Genomic DNA, 15518 nt, shown 5'->3' with positions numbered 1-15518 from the left:
GCAATGACAGCAACAAAGAACGACTGGATCGTACGGGCCGCCGCCCAGCGCCCGGCCACGGGACTGTACATCGACGGCGGTTTCCGGGACGCCCGCAGCGGCGACACCTTCCCCACAGTGTCGCCGCGGGACGGTTCGGTCACCGCCCACGTGGCGGCTGCGGCTGAGCAGGACGTCGACGACGCCGTGCAGGCGGCCCACCGGGCCTTCGAATCCGGGGCATGGTCGCGAACCGACCGGCGCCACCGCCAGCAGGTCCTTACCCGGCTCGCCGACCTGATTCTCGAAAATCTCGAGGAACTCGCGCTGCTCGAATCCACCGACAGCGGCCACCCGATCAGCGACGCCCTCGGCGTCGACGTCCCCAGCTGTGCCCGCACGTTCCGCTGGTACGCCGAAGCCCTGGACAAGGTCTACGACGACGTCGCGCCCACCCCGCGCAACGCCCTCGCGATCATTTCCCGCGAACCGCTCGGCGTGATCGGCGCCGTCGTGCCCTGGAACTACCCGCTGATCATTACCGCCTGGAAAGTTGCCCCGGCCCTCGCCGCAGGCAACTCCGTGGTCCTCAAACCGTCCGAGCAGACCAGCCTCAGCGCCCTCCGCCTCGCCGAACTGGCCACCGAGGCCGGCGTCCCCGACGGCGTCTTCAACGTCACCCCCGGCCTTGGCGAAGTGGCCGGCGCCGCCCTGGGCCGCCACCCGCAGGTGGACAAGATCACCTTCACCGGATCCCCGGAGGTGGGCCGGTACTTCCAGCGCTACGCCTCCGAATCCAACGGCAAGCAGGTGGCCCTGGAGCTCGGCGGCAAGTCGCCGCAGGTGGTCCTGCACGACGTCGGCGACATCGCCGCGTGCGCGTCCGCCGTCGCCTGGGGCATCTTCTACAACGCCGGCCAGACCTGCCACGGCGGCTCCCGCCTGCTGGTGGACGAACGTGTCCACGACGAACTGCTCGAAGAGGTCATCAAGGTGGGCCGCTCGCTCCAGCTCGGCGACCCGCTGGACCCCGCCACCCAGATCGGCGCCATCATCGATGACCGGCAGCTCGAGAGCATCCTGGGCTACTACGGAATCGCCGAATCCGAAGGCATCAGCGTCGCCACCGGCGGCACCCGGGTCCGGCCGGCCGGCGTCGAAAACGGCTTCTACCTGGAGCCCACGGTCCTGGACCGCGTCAACAACGCCGGGCGCATCGGCCAGGAGGAAATCTTCGGACCGGTCCTGGCCGTCAGCACGTTCCGCGGCGCCGCCGAGGGCATCCGGATGGCCAACGACAGCAAATACGGGCTCGCCGCGAGCGTCTGGACGCAGGACATCACCAAGGCCCACACTGCGGCGCGCGAACTGCGCGCCGGGACCGTCTGGGTGAACACCTTCGACGTCGCGGACATCATCACGCCCTTCGGCGGCTTCAAGGAATCCGGATTCGGCAGGGACCGCTCCCTCCACGCCTTGGACGCCTACTCCGCCCTCAAAACCACCTGGATCAACCTGGGCGACGCCGCCCTGGACGACGCCTGACCTCCCGGAAGCGAGACCCCCGCAAATGACTGCAACAACCCACACCCTCTCCGCCGCCGCGGCTCCAGCGCAAGTGCCCCTGCTGCCCGGAACCGCCCGCATCGGCTTTATCGGCCTGGGCAACATGGGGTCCGGCATGACCCGGAACCTCCAGGCCGCCGGCTTCCAGCTGATCGTCAACGACGTCCGCAAGGAATCCGCCGCGGAACTCCTCGCCAACGGCGCCGAGTGGGCGGACAGCGCCGCGTCCGTCGCCGCCGGCTCCGACGTCGTCATCACCATGCTGCCCACGCCCAAGCACGTCGAGACGGTGGCCCTCGCGCCGGGCGGCATCCTGGACGGACTGCCCGACGGCGGCACCTGGGTGGACATGTCCACTTCCGTCCCCGAGGTGGCCAACCGCGTCCGTGAGGCCGGCGCCGCCCACGGCATCCGCGTCCTGGACGCCCCCGTGAGCGGCATGTCGGTAGGCGCCGCGAACGGCATGCTGCAGATCTTCATCGGCGGCGAGGGCGCCGACGTCGAACGCCTCCGCCCTGTCTTCGAAGCCATGGGCGACCCCGAACGGATCCAGCATGTGGGCGGCCACGGCGCCGGCTACGCCGTGAAACTCATGATCAACCAGCTGTGGTTCTCCCACCTCGTGGCCACCGCCGAGGTCCTGAGCATCGGCGTCAAAGCCGGCGTGGACCTCGAAGTCCTGCGCCAGGCCCTCATCGCCAGCCCGGCCAACTCGAACTTCGTCCAGAACGACGTCCTGTCCATCCTCAACCACGGCGACTACGACGAGGGCTTCGCCATCGCCCTGGCCTGCAAAGACCTCGGACTGTCGGTGGACCTGGCCCGCTCGGTGGGCGTCCCCGTGGAACTGTCGTCCCTGGTGGAGCAGCTCTACCGGAGGGCCAAGGCCCTCTACGGCGACAAAGCCGGCGAAATGACCCCCGTGAAACTCTACGAAGACGCCATCGGCGTGCAGCTGCGGACCGCAGCCGCCACCAAGGCCACCCCGGCAGAAGGAGCCTGACATGCACACCCGGATGCAGATCCATGCGGAGCTCGCCTCCACCGAACTGACCCTGGACCCCAAACCCACCGCGTACTTCGGCCGTGGCCGGGTGGCCGAGGTGGGCGGCATCGTGGCCGCGCTGGGCGGGAAGTCGGCACTGATCGTCACGGATCCGTTCCTCGCCACCACCGACGTCGTGGCCGCCGTCCGCACCTCGCTCGAGGCTGCGGGACTCTCGGTCACGGTGTTCGACGGCGTCACCCCCAACCCCACCACCACGTGCGTGGACGCCGGCTCCGACCTGGCCGCGGAATCCGGCGTGGACGTCCTGGTCCCGGTGGGCGGAGGCTCCTCCATGGATGCGGCCAAGGGGATATCCCTGGGCGCCGTGAACCCAGCCCGCGGGGCCGGCCTGGACTACAGCAACCACTTCGCCAACGCGGCGCTGCCCATCGTGGCGGTCCCGACGACGGCCGGCACCGGCGCCGAGGTCAACGCCTTCGGTGTGGTCACCGACGTCGAGGCCCACCGCAAGTTCTACGTGGGTCACGAATCCGCGCTGCCCAAGGCCGCGGTCCTGGACCCGGAGCTGACCCTGGGCCTGCCGCCGAAAGCCACGGCCGCCACCGGCATGGACGCCCTGACGCACGCGATCGAGTCGTACTCGTCCATCCGGCAGAACCCCTACTCCGACGGCATCGCCCTGCAGGTGGTGTCCATGGTGGCCGAATTCCTGCCCCGCGCCGTGGCCGACGGCACCGACATCGAAGCCAGGTCCCAGCTGCTCCTGGCGTCCCACATTGCCGGCGTCGGCTTCTCCCACACCGGCCTGGGCCTGGTGCACGCGATCGCCCACCCGCTGGGCGGCCGCTTCAACATCCCGCACGGCCTCGCCCTCTGCCTGGTGATCGAGGACGTGCTGCGGCTGAACCTCCGCAACCGCCTGGACCGGACCGCCCGCCTCGCCTTCGCGCTGGGCGTAGGGGAAACGGCAGCCACGGCGGAGGCCAACGCGGAGGCGGCCGTCACCGCCGTCGCCGCCCTGGCCCGCGAAGTAGGCATGACCGCACGGCTGGCCGATTTCGGCGTCACGGCAGCGGACCTCGACTCGCTCGTGGAGGACACCCTGGCCGACGCCGTCATCAACAACACCCCGGTGCCGCCCACCGCCGTCGAAATCCGCACGATCCTCGAGAAAGCGCTCTAAGTGGAAAACACCCTTGCCCCCGCCCTGGCCGAAACGTCCGTGACCGACAAAGAGCGGGAGTTCCTCGCGACACTGCCGACGCAGCTTTTCATCGACGGCGAATGGACGGACGCGTCCGACGGCGGCACGTCCGCCGTCGAAGATCCCTCCACCGGTGCCACCCTGGCCTGGATCGCCGACGCCTCCCCGGCCGACGGCGACCGCGCCCTCGCCGCCGCGGCCCGGGTCCAGGATTCCTGGGCGGCGACTCCGCCGCGCGAACGCGGCGAGATCCTGCGCCGCGCCTTCGAACTGGTCACCGCCCGGGCGGATGATTTCGCCCTGGCCATGACCCTGGAAATGGGCAAGCCGCTGGCCGAATCCCGCGGCGAAGTGGCCTACGGCGCCGAGTTCCTGCGCTGGTTCTCCGAGGAAGCCGTCCGCATCTCCGGCCGCTACTCCACGGCCCCGGACGGCAAGTCCCGGCTGCTGGTCACCAAGCGCCCCGTGGGCCCGTGCCTGTTCATCACGCCGTGGAACTTCCCGCTGGCCATGGCCACCCGCAAGATTGCGCCGGCCATCGCCGCGGGCTGCACCATGGTGCTCAAGCCGGCCAACCTGACCCCGCTGACGGCGCTGCTGCTCACCGAAGTCTTCCGGGAAGCCGGCCTGCCCGCCGGTGTCCTGAACGTCATCCCCACCACCCGTCCTGGCGAGGTGACCGGACCCCTGATCCGGGACAGCCGCCTCCGCAAGCTCTCCTTCACCGGGTCCACCGGCGTGGGTCGGCAGCTTATTGCCGACTCCGCCCACCAGGTGCTGCGGACCTCCATGGAACTCGGCGGGAACGCGCCCTTCCTGGTGTTCGAGGATGCCGACCTGGATGCCGCCCTGGACGGCGCCATGCTGGCCAAGCTGCGGAACATGGGTGAGGCCTGCACGGCGGCCAACCGCTTCATCGTGCACGAATCGCTGCTCGGCGAGTTCAGCCGGCGCCTCGCGGAACGGATGGCCTCCCTGAAGCAGGGCCGCGGCTCGGCGGAAGGCACCAACATCGGGCCGCTGATCGATGCCAAGAGCCGGGCGAAGGTGGACGAACTGGTCCGGGACGCGGTCGCCGGGGGAGCCACGGCACTCACCGGCGGAGCGCCGTCGGACGGTGACGGGTACTTCTACCCGCCCACGGTCCTGAGCAACGTGCCCGCCACTGCGCGCATCTTGCAGGAGGAGGTCTTCGGACCCGTGGCGCCGGTGGTCAGCTTCCGGACCGAAGCCGAGGCGATCGCGCTGGCCAACGACACGGAGTTCGGCCTGGTGGCCTACGCCTACACCCGCGACCTCAACCGCGGTTTGCGGCTCTCCGAAAAGGTGGACGTGGGGATGTTCGGCCTGAACACCGGCATCGTGTCCAACCCGGCGGCCCCGTTCGGCGGCGTCAAGCAGTCCGGCCTGGGCCGCGAAGGCGGCACGGAAGGCATCGAGGAGTACCTCGAGACGCGCTACATCGGCATCGCGGACCCTTCCTGATGCTTCGCATCCTCGTCACGGGCGGCACCAGCGGGATCGGTGCCGCCCTGGTCCGCGAGTCCCTCCGCGCCGGGCACACCGTGTTCACCACAGGGCGCGACGCCGGACGGCTGGCGGAGTTCCTTGACTCCTGTTTGGGACTCGGGCCTGTCCACGGCTCTGTGGCCGACGCCGGGGACTGGGATCAGACGCGCGTCGCCGTGGCTGCCGCGGTGGAAACTATGGGCGGCCTCGACGTCGCGGTGGCCAATGCCGGGTTCTCGGCTCCCGGCGACCTGGCGGACGGCGACCCGGAGCGCTGGCGGGACATGGTGCTCACCAACGTCTACGGCCCGGCAGTCCTGGCGAAGGCTGCGCTCCCGGAGCTCACCACCAACCGCGGCCACTTCGTGCTGATGGGCAGCACGGCCGGCCGCAAGGTGTATTCGGGCAATCTGTACACCGCCACCAAATGGGCTGTCACCGGCTACGCGGAATCGCTCCGCCAGCAGCTCGTGGGCACCGGGGTCCGGGTACTGCACATGGCCCCGGGCCACGTGGACACACCGCTGTGGAAGGAAGCGCCCGACGCCGCCATCGCACCTGAATCCGTGGCCGGGGCGTTTCTTTGGGCTTTGTCCCAGCCCGCCGGCGTCGACGTCTCAGAAGTGGCGATACGGGCCACGGGTCAGGCCTTTTAGTCGATCATCAGTGGGATCAGAGGCCACGCCCGGTGGAGGCCGATGCTTGGCAGGGATGTTTAGGGCAGACTGGTGGCGTGAGCGGAATCCGGTGGGTGCTGCATGTCGATCTCGACCAGTTCATCGCGGCGGTCGAGGTGCTCCGGCGGCCGGAGCTTGCGGGGAAGCCGATCATTGTCGGCGGTCGGGGGGACCCCACGGAACGAGCGGTGGTATCGACCGCATCCTATGAAGCCAGGGCGTTCGGTGTGGGTTCCGGAATGCCCTTACGCATTGCGGCCCGGAAAGTGCCCGACGCTGTGATCCTGCCCGTCGATCAGGAGGCTTACCTCGCGGCGTCTGAAACGGTGATGGCTACGCTGCGCGCGCAGCCCGGCGCCACCGTGCAGGTGCTGGGTTGGGATGAAGCCTTTATGGGCACTGAGACAGAGAATCCGGAAGCCTACGCCCGGCACGTGCAAGCCGCTGTCCTGGAGCGAACGCAGCTGCATTGCAGCGTGGGCATCGGCGATACGTTGGTCCGAGCCAAGGTCGCCACCGGTTTCGGCAAGCCGGCCGGCGTTTTCCGTCTCACCGCTGAGAACTGGCTCGACGTTATGGGCAGCCGGCCCACCAAGGACCTGTGGGGTGTCGGAACCAAAGTGTCGGGCCGGCTGGCAAAGCTCGGCATCAACACAGTGGCCGAGCTCGCCGCGTCCGACCCCCAGAACCTGGTTCCTGAGTTTGGCCCCAAGATGGGTCCTTGGTACGCGGAGCTCGGACGCGGGGACGGCGCCAGCGTTGTGGACGACACCCCGTGGGTTGCCCGCGGGCACAGCCGAGAGACCACCTTCCAGCGGGACCTGACCGAGCCCGCCCAGGTGGACGACGCCGTGAGGGAGCTGGCAGCTCGTGTCCTTGAGGATGTTGTGGCTGAAGGACGGCCCGTGGTTGGACTGACTCTGAAGGTTCGGTACGCGCCGTTCGTGACCAAGAACCACGGAAGGAAGATTCCCGAGACATTCGACCGGGCGGAAATCCTCGCGAGGGCCTTGGACCTCGCAGCAGGAATCGAAGCGGGCCGTCCGATCCGGCTCCTGGGCCTGCGGGCCGAAATGGCTATGCCCGACGATGCCCGAAAGGGACATACGCCTACGCGAGGCGGTTGGTGAGTGAGGTGAAGTGTTCAGTCTGGGTTTTATTGGCCGCCGTCCTGTGGTTGTGCGGGTGCACCAGTCCAAGCAGTCCAGTCACGGGGCATTCCGGAGATGTTGCCGGGGTGGTCCTGACCGCCCCGGTCTGTCCCGTCGAACGTGTTGGTCAGGAGTGTCCACCGCGCCCAGTATCAGGGGCCGCGGTTGTGGCCTTGGACGGGGACGCCGTCCGGGGCTCAACACAAACCGATAGCACCGGTGCCTTCCATCTGACTCTGCCTGACGGTCGTTATGTGATCAGGGCGACCAACGTCGGCGGCTACGCTTCGACGGCTACCGAGCTGGTGGTCATCTCGGACAGGCCCGTTCACATCACGCTGGTTGTTGACAGCGGGATTCGCTAAGCCTGATCCGGGCAGGGCCGGCAGATGTCGGCACCGATCCAAGAGCTATTCCGGCGGCATACGACGGGGAACCCCTTGCCTTAAGGAGAACAATGACCGAGCCGGATCAAGGACGCGGCTGGTTGGCCCGCAGAGTGCTGCCCGGCGGCGTAGAGCCGGACCCGCGGTTTTACTCTGGCCAACGAGCGAACCTTCCTGGCTTGGGTCCGCACGGCCCTGGCCTTCCTGGCCGGCGGGCTGGCGCTGGAAGCCTTTGCCATTGAGGCCTTCCCCGAACCCTTGCGCAAAGCGCTGGCAGTCCTCCTGGTGGCTATCGGGATGCTGATCAGTGCCGGCGCCGCAGTGCGGTGGGTCTCCATCGAGTCGAGCATGCGGCACGGAATACCTCTTCCCCTGCCGCTCATTGTTCCGCTCCTTGGCCTGGGCGGGGCAGTCACCGCAGCCGTCGTGATCATCCTGATCGCGCTGAACTAGTGCCGGGAGCTCCGGGAGCACCGGGAGCTCCGGGAGCTCCGGCTGCTCCCACGCACCAGGACCCCGGGCTCCAACCCGAACGCACGGTGCTCTCCTGGGGCCGGATCAGCATGGCTCTATTTGCTAACGTCCAGCGTCCGGGTCCTCGTGCCGGGCTCTCAGCCGACAACTTTGGTGAGATCCGCGCCGTGGCGGCTGCCGCCGTCGTCCGGTATTTCCGCCGTGGCCCTGACGCCGCCCACGGCGGCACGGCCCCGCCTACCTGGCGGAGGCCAACACCGGCTGGCCCGGCGCACGCTGAGCGCGCGGGCCTCCTCGTCCGGTCTCCTAGGGGCTTTCATTCTGCCGGGCCGGCGTCCCTGATGGTCTGCGTTGATGCTGGCGGAGTGCGAGCAGCGGAAACAGGAGTACCGAGAGCATTCCTGCTCCGACCAACGCGGATGCGATTCCGCCTGAGATAAGCCCCTCGTCCCGGCCAATGCCTGTCACCGCCACGATAATCGGCAATCCTGTTGCACCAAACAGGATGATGGCCCGTTTGTCGGCACGGCTGGACTTTGGGGGAGCAGCGAGTAGCGACGGCAGACCGCGGATGATGAGCAAGAGGAGCAGAAACAGGGGGACCAGTGCGAGCGCAGCGGGGCTGGCGGTTAGCGCGCGTAGGTCGAAGTCTATGCCTGTGTCGATGAAGAAGACCGGCACCAGGAATCCGAAAGCGATGGCGTCGATTTTCGCCTCGATGACTTTCCGGTCTTGCTCGGGAGCGCGCGCGATGGCGACTTTCCAGAGGACTCCGGCGGCGAATGCACCCAACAGCATGTCGAGTCCCACGACCATGCTGAGCACAACGAGCACGGTGAGGATGAAGATGATGGACCGGACGGCGAACTGGCCGCTGGTGTGGAGGGTCCTGGTGACCTGGGAGTGGAGCAGTGAGTGCCGTGCGCGCGACGCGAGATAAATCGCCAGGCCGGTCAGGAGAACAAACCCGAGAAGCACCGCTGTTGCCGGTCCCAACTGCCTGCCACTAAAGAACAGCGAGATCGCAACGAGAGGACCGAACCCCCCAACCGCACCCAGTGCGGTGACCGCGATACCGATCGGGGATTTCGATTCTCCTGCGTCGCGAAGGATCGGCAGCAGCGTACCCAGAGCTGTGGAACACAAGGCTACTCCGATGATCACGGCGGCCTCCGGCGTGGGGGCCAGGAGTAGGCCAGCGCCAATGCCTGCCGCCAAGGAGATGACCCAGCCAGCAGACGCACGGTTGGCGGGCCGGCCGCGGATTAGGGCGAAATCAATCTCGTTGCCGGCAACGAAGAAGAGCATGGCCAGCCCGAAATCGGCGAGCGTATCCGTGAACTCGGCGGGTTGGATCCACCCCAACAGGCTGGGGCCGAGCATGATTCCGAGGACAATTTCGAAGACCACGATCGGCACCTTGACCACTCGATCAAGGAAGCGGGCCGCAAGGGGTGCTGCGATAGCCAGCAAGGCGATCAGAACCATTGACGTCGACAAGCCATGCATCGGCGGTACCTCCGGTACCTCGGCTGCTTCGAAGGAAAAGTAATCCCAAGCTACCGCCACTATTGGCGGCATTGGCCCGCGCGGCGGAAACGTCCCCAGCCGGCTTGCCTAGCGGGCCGCTGCCGCCTCCTTGATGATTGAAGCCACGGCTTGGGGCTGTGAGACATAAACCGCGTGGCTTGCCGCGACTTCGGACACGGTTGAACCGGCTCGTCCCGACATGGCATGTTGCGCGGCCGGTGGGATCATCCGGTCATCTGAGGCGATCAGGTACCAACTGGGCAAGGAACGCCAGGCAGGTTGGGTGATGGCTCCTTCGAGGGCATCGACGCCCCAAGGGACCTGCGAGTCGGCCATGAATGCGGCCTGCGCGGGCGGCACGTCGGCCGCGAATGAAGCGGCAAATTTTTCCTGGTCCAGGAAGAGGAAACCGTCCTGGGGCGGAAGGATCGGCGGAACGGGCGCGCCGGGCGGGGGATCAGAGATGAGGGTGTTTACGGATTCGCCCGAGTCTGGTGCGAATGCGGCGATGTAGACGAGGGCCGCGACTTTCTCGTCGGTGCCGGCTTCCGTAACGACGACACCTCCGTAGGAGTGGCCGACGAGCACCACAGGGCCGTCGCACCCAGCGATGGCCCGTTTGGTAACAGCGACGTCATCGCTGAGCGACAGCGTGGGGTTCTGCACGACTTTGACGGTGTAGCCATCTGCGGTCAGCAGGTCGTAGACGCCCTGCCATCCTGATCCGTCCACGAAGCCGCCGTGCACCAGGACAACGTTCCTTACTGATTCTTCGGACAATGGGATTTCTCCTGTTCTCGAAAGGGTGTAACCGCGGTTCGGCGTGACGTCAGGTTTCCCTGTTGCGGCGGGGGAACTCGCGGTGGAGTTTGTTCCTGGCGCCGTGTTCGACAAGGGTCGGGATGTAGGTCCGGATCCGGCCGGCATCCAGCGTTTCGTATTCCTCTGTGACGACCCGGACGACCACCGGCCTGGGTGCGTCGGGATAGCGTGCGGCGAGCAGGTCGGTGACTTTGGCGATGGTGTCGTGCTTCTCCGTATCTTCCATCCAACTAGTTTGATGCCGAAGGCTTGTGGCGTCTATCACATTTTGCAGAGATGGGGGGAAACGCTGAAGCCCGCTCGACGCGCGCACGTCCGGTTTCCGTTGCGGTGTCAGGATCCCGGGCGCCCGGGCCACTCCTTGCCGGCCCAAGGGTCGTAGTCGGCGATGAGCTCCTCCTGTGGCGGACGCTCCGGTTCGGGGACGTGCTGCAGGTTCACCCGCACCCGGTACCAGAGCGAGCTTGATCCGCGCATTCCGTCGACGAGTACATCGGCGGGGTGCAGGGCCGGGACGAGGTCCACGTGCCGGGACTTCCACTCATCGAGTGCCGCGAGCGCCTCGGGCTTGGTCCTGGTGCGGGCCACCTCGATAAGCGGCATCAGCGACTGCCGGCGGCCGGAGCCGTCACCGCTGCGGGGCGCCTTCTCAGCGGGGCCGAGCTCGGCCGCCAGAGCCAGCAGCCCATCGAGGGTGCCGACGGCGTCGTCGATGCCTGCGTGGGGGTCACCCACGTCGGCGAAGCGCCCTGGCACCGTGCGGACCGTGAACTGTTCCGGCCGGATGGAGCGGACCTCAGCCCAGGTGAGCGGCGTCGAAACCCGGGCATTGGGCAACGGCCGGATCGAGTACGCCGATGCCACGGTGCGGTCCTTCGCGTTCTGGTTGAAGTCGACGAACACGCTCTCGCCGCGCTCTTCCTTCCACCAGCGCGCGGTGGCGAGGCCGGGAGTGCGGTTTTCCACCTCGCGGGCGAGGGTCTCGGCGGCGAGCCGCACCTCGCGGAACGACCACTGCGGCGCGATGCGCACCAGGATATGCAGTCCGCGCGATCCGCTCGTCTTCGGCCACCCCACCAGCCCCGCGTCGTCGAGCACCTCCCGCGCGACATACGCGACATCAACGATCTGGGCCCAGTCAACGCCCGGCATCGGATCGAGGTCCACCCGGAGCTCGTCCGGGTGTTCAAGGTCCTCAGCGCGTACAGGATGCGGGTTGAGGTCCAGGCAGCCAAGATTCACCACCCATGCCAAGCCCGCGGCATCCCGGATGACGGCCTCCTCGGCTGATGTCCCCGACGCGTAGTGCAGCGTTGTTGTGTCGATGAAGGCGGGGTGGTTTTCGGGCACGCGCTTTTGGAAGAAGGGTTCAGCGTCGATGCCCTTCGGGAAGCGCTTGAGCACCATGGGCCGGCCGCCGGCGCCGCGCAGCGCACCATCCGCGACGGCGAGGTAGTAGCGGACCAGGTCGAGCTTCGTCAGCCCGGGCTCGGGGAACACCATCTTGTCCGGACTTGAGATCCGAACCTCGGTGCCGGCAATGTCGAGGATCTCGGCCGGGGTCTTTGACGGGCTCATGGCGCCACGCTAGCAACGATCGGATGTCCCAGCCAGACCCGGTGCGGAATGGCTGCATCAGGAGGAACCGCCAAGCGGGAGCCTCGTCCTTTATGTGCGCGCAGTTCAAAGCAGGAGGACCACGCCGACTGCCACCAGCCAGAGTGACCACACCACATAGGTCACCGGCGTCAGCGTCGCGGCCAGCTTCCAGCCATGCGGTTCGAACGATCCCACAAATTCCAGCGAGCACAGTGCCAGCACTGCGCCGACGACGATCCCGACAATCCCGAGCCAAGCCGGAACTGCGGTGCTCTGGATCATGGCCACACCGGCGAGCACACTCCACGCGCCGCTGAAAAGGTAGCCCAGATGCTCGCCCACGGCCACGCCCAGATAGCGGTTGAAGGACTGGAACACGACGTCCACCGCTTCCTGGCGTGCTGCGGAGGCATCGGGGGCGGTCGCCGTACGGGCGAGATAGGGCACCAGGAACGGCCAGCGGATGAGTCCGAGGAACTGAACGACGGCGGCCAGCACGCCCGCCGCCGACCCCAGTACCAGCAGGGTTGAGTCCGCTCCGGGCAGCACGCCGGACAGCAGGACCGCCGCCGGCGCCAGCAGCACCGCCGTCATCGCGAACGACCACCACAGCAGTACAAGGCCTGACCCGCCGTTGCGGAAACGCTGCAGGATTTCCTGGGTGGGCTTGCGGAGGATGTCCGGATAATCGAACTTCGCGGCCAGAGCAGCGAACGCGGCATTGAATGCCAGCGGCAGGACGATGAGCAGCACACCGGCCGCGACGGCGGTGTTCACGGCTGCGCCCCGGCAGCGTTTCCGGTGCCGGCTGACTGGCCGTCAGCTGAACGCCCGACGGCGGCCCGCACCGCCGTGGGAGCGGACAGTCCGGCTCTGGCGCCGAGAACGCGGCGCAGGACCAGGCCCGTAATGACAGTGGCCACCACCGCGCCGCTGGAGCCGAACGCGACGTAGCCGCGGTCGGCGTCGACGATTACATTGGCGGTGACCGTCCAACCGAGAGCCCATGAGGCACCCACCGTGACCGTCCACAGCGCGGTGACCTGCCAGCCGCGGCGGAATGCTAGGCCCTGGCCCACTCCCACGGCAGTCCCGGCGATGAGGCCGGTCGCGGCCAGGGCGCCAACCGACGTCGCCGAACCCGTAGCGATGGCGGCGAGGGCACTCCCGGCGCCCATCCCAAGAGTGCTGGCGGCTATCAAGTGCCAGCTGACCGCCGGCCGCAGGGTGAGCCACTGGGCGGCGCCGATCAGGGTGCCGGCGATGGCTCCCGCCACAGCGGCCCTCAGCGGGCTATTGGCCGAGCCGACCAGCTGGAAGGCCAGCCAGCCGCCCAGCGGGAAGCCAAGGAAGGAAGGCGTCCAGCGAAGGAATGACATAGGAATCTCCTAGGAGAAAACGGTTTGTGTACGTTGTACGTTACGCTTAACGTACAATGTACACAAGAGCCCGCGAGAGAAAGTTGAGTCCATGCCTGGAGCAGTGTCCGCCCCCCGCAGCCGGCGTCCACGCAACTCCCTCACCGTCGAGGAAATCCTGGACGTCGCCGAGCGGGTGGCCGTAGAGGGGATCGAGACGTTGACCATCCGGGCCGTGGCCACCGAACTGGAGTCTTCGCCGATGGCGCTGTACCGCTACTTCAGTACCAAGGACGAGCTGGTCGACGCGCTGCTGAACCGGGTGCTGGGACGCATGGAACCGCCGTCGGAAAGTGCCAGCTGGATCCAGGACCTGGGGGTGTTCGCCCGGAACCACCGCGACATGCTCGGCCGCCACCAATGGGCAGTCACCGCGCTGTTCGCCCATCCCGTGCCCGGACCCAATGCTCTGCCGATCGGTGAGTGGGCGTTGCGGATCCTGGACCGCGGCGGGATCAGCGGCGACGCGGCCGTGGCAACGTTCAGTGGCATCATCGGCCTCAACTACGGCTGGGCATCGTTCGTGGTGGCCCGGACCGGCGGTGCGGGGGATACGTTGGCTGAGGACCTCGTCGACCCGGGTGTGGCGCAGGCCTTCCCGCTCACCGCCTCCCTGGCGGGGCCGATGAGCCGCTATGGCAGCGTGGTGCACTACGAGCTGATGCTTGGCCAGCTGCTTGCCGGGATCTCCTTCACCGCATAACGGCGGCGACCGCGCTGATCTCGACCAGTGCCCCGGGCACGCCCAGCGCCGCGACTTGCGCTCCGGTCACCAGGGCCGGTTCGTCGGACGCGAGTTCCGATGCAATCGCCCCGTACGCCGCCGCGAGGTCCACTCCATCGACGAAGAGCACTGTCCACTGCACAACGTCGCCGAGGGTAGCGCCGGCTGCGGCGAGCGCGGTCCGTGCGTTCTCGAGGGCGCGGGCAGACTGGACGGCCACGTCGCCCTCTCCGACGAGTGCGCCGTCGGCGTCGACGGCGTTCTGGCCGCCGACGTAGATGGTGGTCGCGCCGGGCGGCACGATGGCGACGTGGCTGAAGGCCGGGCTCGAGATGAGCCCCTGGGGGCGGATGCGCTGTATGGATGCCATGCCTGTATGTTCTCACCGACCGCAGGCCCAGGCGACCCTCGAAACATAGCGAAAGCTTCAACGGGACGGCTGCTGACCGCCTTGAAGCATTGCGCCACCGTTCATGCGCAGTTTGCACACGCCGATACCCTGGCAGATACGCTCAATCAGTCGCGCGGCCAGTGCGAATGCCGCGCCGTGAAGAATGCCGATCCATTAAGCCTGGAACGAAGCGACGCGGCGCGGTGTGGGGAACCATGGCGGGAGATCAGTTCATGAAAAGCGCACCCGCCGCTCTCCGGATTCAGTATTCGGACCGGAACCTGTCGTGGTGGCCCGTACTGCTGTTCCTTCCAGCCCGGGCCCTCCTGTCCTTCCTGGCGCAGATAACAACGGCCGGCATCCTGTGGGCCACAGGCGACCCGACTCCCTGGGAATCCTCCCGGGGTTGGTGGACCGTCTACGGCACGCTCACCGACGCGGGGTGCCTGGTCCTGCTGGTGCTGCTGCTCCGCCGGGAAGGACTGCGCCTCCGCGACGTGTTCGGTCTCACCCGCACCAACTGGGGCCCTCAACTGCGTGCCATTCCGGTGTACTTGCTGGCCCTGCTGCCCGCAGTCGCGGCCGCAAGCCTGGCCACCCTTCCTTTCTACGGGCCCGGAGCCCTCCCGCCCCAGGTGACTGCCATTCACCTGCCGCTGTGGGCTGCGATCTACAGCAGCACCCTGTGGCCGGTGATTTGGGCGTTCACAGAAGCAATGGTCTACCTCGGCTTCCTGCTGCCACGCCTTCAGGCCTTCACGGGCAGTGCCTGGAGGGGAGCGGCCATCGTCGTCTGCTTCTGGAGTGCACAGCACCTGATGATCCCCTTCATTCCCGACGGAACCTACCTCATCTCTCGGTTACTTGGTGCACTCCTGGTCACCGCTGGTCTGACACTGACCTTCGTGCTGCTGCGTCGCCGGCTCCTGGCCTCCACAGCCGTCCACTGGCTCAGCGACGCCTCCACCGCGATCCTTGCCGCCTTCGTCCTCACCCGCTGACAACGAGCGGGCGGCCAAGCCCACGCGGCTGTGAAACTATGTTTCCCACCGCAGGCGTCTATGAAATATTTTTTCTCC

Annotated in this window: 16 protein-coding genes and 2 pseudogenes; 11 read left to right on the top strand and 7 right to left on the bottom strand. The window is 67.4% G+C overall.

The window, feature by feature from the left end:
- The first annotated feature begins 3 nt into the window (after positions 1 to 3).
- From ACX80V_RS03285 to ACX80V_RS03245, 9 genes and pseudogenes are all read left to right on the top strand, one after another.
- The gene (locus ACX80V_RS03285; RefSeq protein WP_485841927.1) at positions 4 to 1524 is read left to right on the top strand and encodes an aldehyde dehydrogenase; all 1521 of its coding nucleotides are present in this window, start codon (positions 4 to 6) and stop codon (positions 1522 to 1524) included.
- 25 nt (positions 1525 to 1549) lie between these two features.
- A complete protein-coding gene (locus ACX80V_RS03280) occupies positions 1550 to 2548 on the top strand; it encodes an NAD(P)-dependent oxidoreductase (protein ID WP_485841926.1) in 999 nt (332 codons plus the stop codon).
- Position 2549: 1 nt separating this feature from the next.
- Entirely contained in the window at positions 2550 to 3737 is a 1188-nt protein-coding gene (locus ACX80V_RS03275; protein ID WP_485841925.1) for an iron-containing alcohol dehydrogenase family protein, read from the top strand.
- A gap of 24 nt (positions 3738 to 3761) precedes the next feature.
- A complete protein-coding gene (locus tag ACX80V_RS03270; RefSeq protein WP_485842055.1) occupies positions 3762 to 5243 on the top strand; it encodes an NAD-dependent succinate-semialdehyde dehydrogenase in 1482 nt (493 codons plus the stop codon).
- A complete protein-coding gene (locus ACX80V_RS03265; RefSeq protein WP_485841924.1) occupies positions 5243 to 5923 on the top strand; it encodes an SDR family oxidoreductase in 681 nt (226 codons plus the stop codon). The genes ACX80V_RS03270 and ACX80V_RS03265 overlap by 1 nt, the downstream gene beginning before the upstream one ends.
- Before the next feature lie 77 nt (positions 5924 to 6000).
- Positions 6001 to 7074, top strand: coding sequence for a DNA polymerase IV (locus tag ACX80V_RS03260; protein WP_485841923.1), 1074 nt, complete (start codon positions 6001 to 6003; stop codon positions 7072 to 7074).
- Positions 7071 to 7460 carry a carboxypeptidase-like regulatory domain-containing protein gene (locus ACX80V_RS03255; protein ID WP_485841922.1) on the top strand — a complete coding sequence of 130 codons (390 nt, stop codon included), beginning with the start codon at positions 7071 to 7073 and terminating at the stop codon, positions 7458 to 7460. Before ACX80V_RS03260 ends, ACX80V_RS03255 begins: the two co-directional genes overlap by 4 nt.
- A gap of 92 nt (positions 7461 to 7552) precedes the next feature.
- Positions 7553 to 7934, top strand: a pseudogene (locus ACX80V_RS03250) (YidH family protein).
- Positions 7934 to 8053, top strand: a pseudogene (locus ACX80V_RS03245) (DUF202 domain-containing protein); the annotation flags it as partial. The pseudogenes ACX80V_RS03250 and ACX80V_RS03245, both read left to right, overlap by 1 nt.
- 208 nt (positions 8054 to 8261) lie before the next feature.
- Here the strand turns inward: ACX80V_RS03245 and ACX80V_RS03240 are convergent.
- From ACX80V_RS03240 to ACX80V_RS03215, 6 genes are all read right to left on the bottom strand, one after another.
- Positions 8262 to 9464, bottom strand: a complete 1203-nt coding sequence (locus tag ACX80V_RS03240) for a cation:proton antiporter (protein ID WP_485841921.1) — start codon at positions 9462 to 9464, stop codon at positions 8262 to 8264.
- Positions 9465 to 9572: 108 nt separating this feature from the next.
- Complete coding sequence (locus ACX80V_RS03235; protein ID WP_485841920.1) at positions 9573 to 10265, bottom strand: alpha/beta fold hydrolase; 693 nt, start codon at positions 10263 to 10265, stop codon at positions 9573 to 9575.
- A gap of 49 nt (positions 10266 to 10314) precedes the next feature.
- The gene (locus tag ACX80V_RS03230; RefSeq protein ID WP_485841919.1) at positions 10315 to 10533 is read right to left on the bottom strand and encodes a three-helix bundle dimerization domain-containing protein; all 219 of its coding nucleotides are present in this window, start codon (positions 10531 to 10533) and stop codon (positions 10315 to 10317) included.
- Positions 10534 to 10640: 107 nt separating this feature from the next.
- The gene (gene ligD / locus ACX80V_RS03225; RefSeq protein ID WP_485841918.1) at positions 10641 to 11885 is read right to left on the bottom strand and encodes a non-homologous end-joining DNA ligase; all 1245 of its coding nucleotides are present in this window, start codon (positions 11883 to 11885) and stop codon (positions 10641 to 10643) included.
- Positions 11886 to 11990: 105 nt separating this feature from the next.
- The gene (locus ACX80V_RS03220; protein ID WP_485841917.1) at positions 11991 to 12683 is read right to left on the bottom strand and encodes a DUF4386 domain-containing protein; all 693 of its coding nucleotides are present in this window, start codon (positions 12681 to 12683) and stop codon (positions 11991 to 11993) included.
- On the bottom strand, positions 12680 to 13285 hold the full coding sequence (locus tag ACX80V_RS03215; protein ID WP_485841916.1) for a hypothetical protein: 606 nt from the start codon (positions 13283 to 13285) through the stop codon (positions 12680 to 12682). Before ACX80V_RS03215 ends, ACX80V_RS03220 begins: the two co-directional genes overlap by 4 nt.
- Before the next feature lie 91 nt (positions 13286 to 13376).
- Here ACX80V_RS03215 and ACX80V_RS03210 point away from each other — a divergent pair, with 91 nt between their 5' ends.
- On the top strand, positions 13377 to 14027 hold the full coding sequence (locus ACX80V_RS03210; protein ID WP_485841915.1) for a TetR/AcrR family transcriptional regulator: 651 nt from the start codon (positions 13377 to 13379) through the stop codon (positions 14025 to 14027).
- Here the strand turns inward: ACX80V_RS03210 and ACX80V_RS03205 are convergent.
- Entirely contained in the window at positions 14017 to 14418 is a 402-nt protein-coding gene (locus ACX80V_RS03205) for a RidA family protein (protein WP_485841914.1), read from the bottom strand. The genes ACX80V_RS03210 and ACX80V_RS03205 overlap by 11 nt on opposite strands.
- 254 nt (positions 14419 to 14672) lie before the next feature.
- Here ACX80V_RS03205 and ACX80V_RS03200 point away from each other — a divergent pair, with 254 nt between their 5' ends.
- Positions 14673 to 15440 (top strand): CPBP family glutamic-type intramembrane protease, encoded by a 768-nt coding sequence (locus tag ACX80V_RS03200; protein WP_485841913.1) that lies wholly within the window; start codon positions 14673 to 14675, stop codon positions 15438 to 15440.
- Positions 15441 to 15518: the final 78 nt, after the last annotated feature.

Source organism: Pseudarthrobacter arbutini, assembly GCF_054510915.1.
Note: the sequence above shows the minus strand (reverse complement) of the source record. Positions and strands in the feature narration are given on the sequence as shown.

Coding starts and splice junctions, on each gene's coding strand:
- ACX80V_RS03265 (WP_485841924.1), top strand. CDS start 5,243: ATGCTTCGCATCCTCGTCACGGGCGGCACCAGCGGGATCGGTGCCGCC.
- ACX80V_RS03280 (WP_485841926.1), top strand. CDS start 1,550: ATGACTGCAACAACCCACACCCTCTCCGCCGCCGCGGCTCCAGCGCAA.
- ACX80V_RS03200 (WP_485841913.1), top strand. CDS start 14,673: ATGAAAAGCGCACCCGCCGCTCTCCGGATTCAGTATTCGGACCGGAAC.
- ACX80V_RS03215 (WP_485841916.1), bottom strand. CDS start 13,285: ATGTCATTCCTTCGCTGGACGCCTTCCTTCCTTGGCTTCCCGCTGGGC.
- ACX80V_RS03210 (WP_485841915.1), top strand. CDS start 13,377: ATGCCTGGAGCAGTGTCCGCCCCCCGCAGCCGGCGTCCACGCAACTCC.
- ACX80V_RS03285 (WP_485841927.1), top strand. CDS start 4: ATGACAGCAACAAAGAACGACTGGATCGTACGGGCCGCCGCCCAGCGC.
- ACX80V_RS03240 (WP_485841921.1), bottom strand. CDS start 9,464: ATGCATGGCTTGTCGACGTCAATGGTTCTGATCGCCTTGCTGGCTATC.
- ACX80V_RS03230 (WP_485841919.1), bottom strand. CDS start 10,533: ATGGAAGATACGGAGAAGCACGACACCATCGCCAAAGTCACCGACCTG.
- ligD (WP_485841918.1), bottom strand. CDS start 11,885: ATGAGCCCGTCAAAGACCCCGGCCGAGATCCTCGACATTGCCGGCACC.
- ACX80V_RS03275 (WP_485841925.1), top strand. CDS start 2,550: ATGCACACCCGGATGCAGATCCATGCGGAGCTCGCCTCCACCGAACTG.
- ACX80V_RS03205 (WP_485841914.1), bottom strand. CDS start 14,418: ATGGCATCCATACAGCGCATCCGCCCCCAGGGGCTCATCTCGAGCCCG.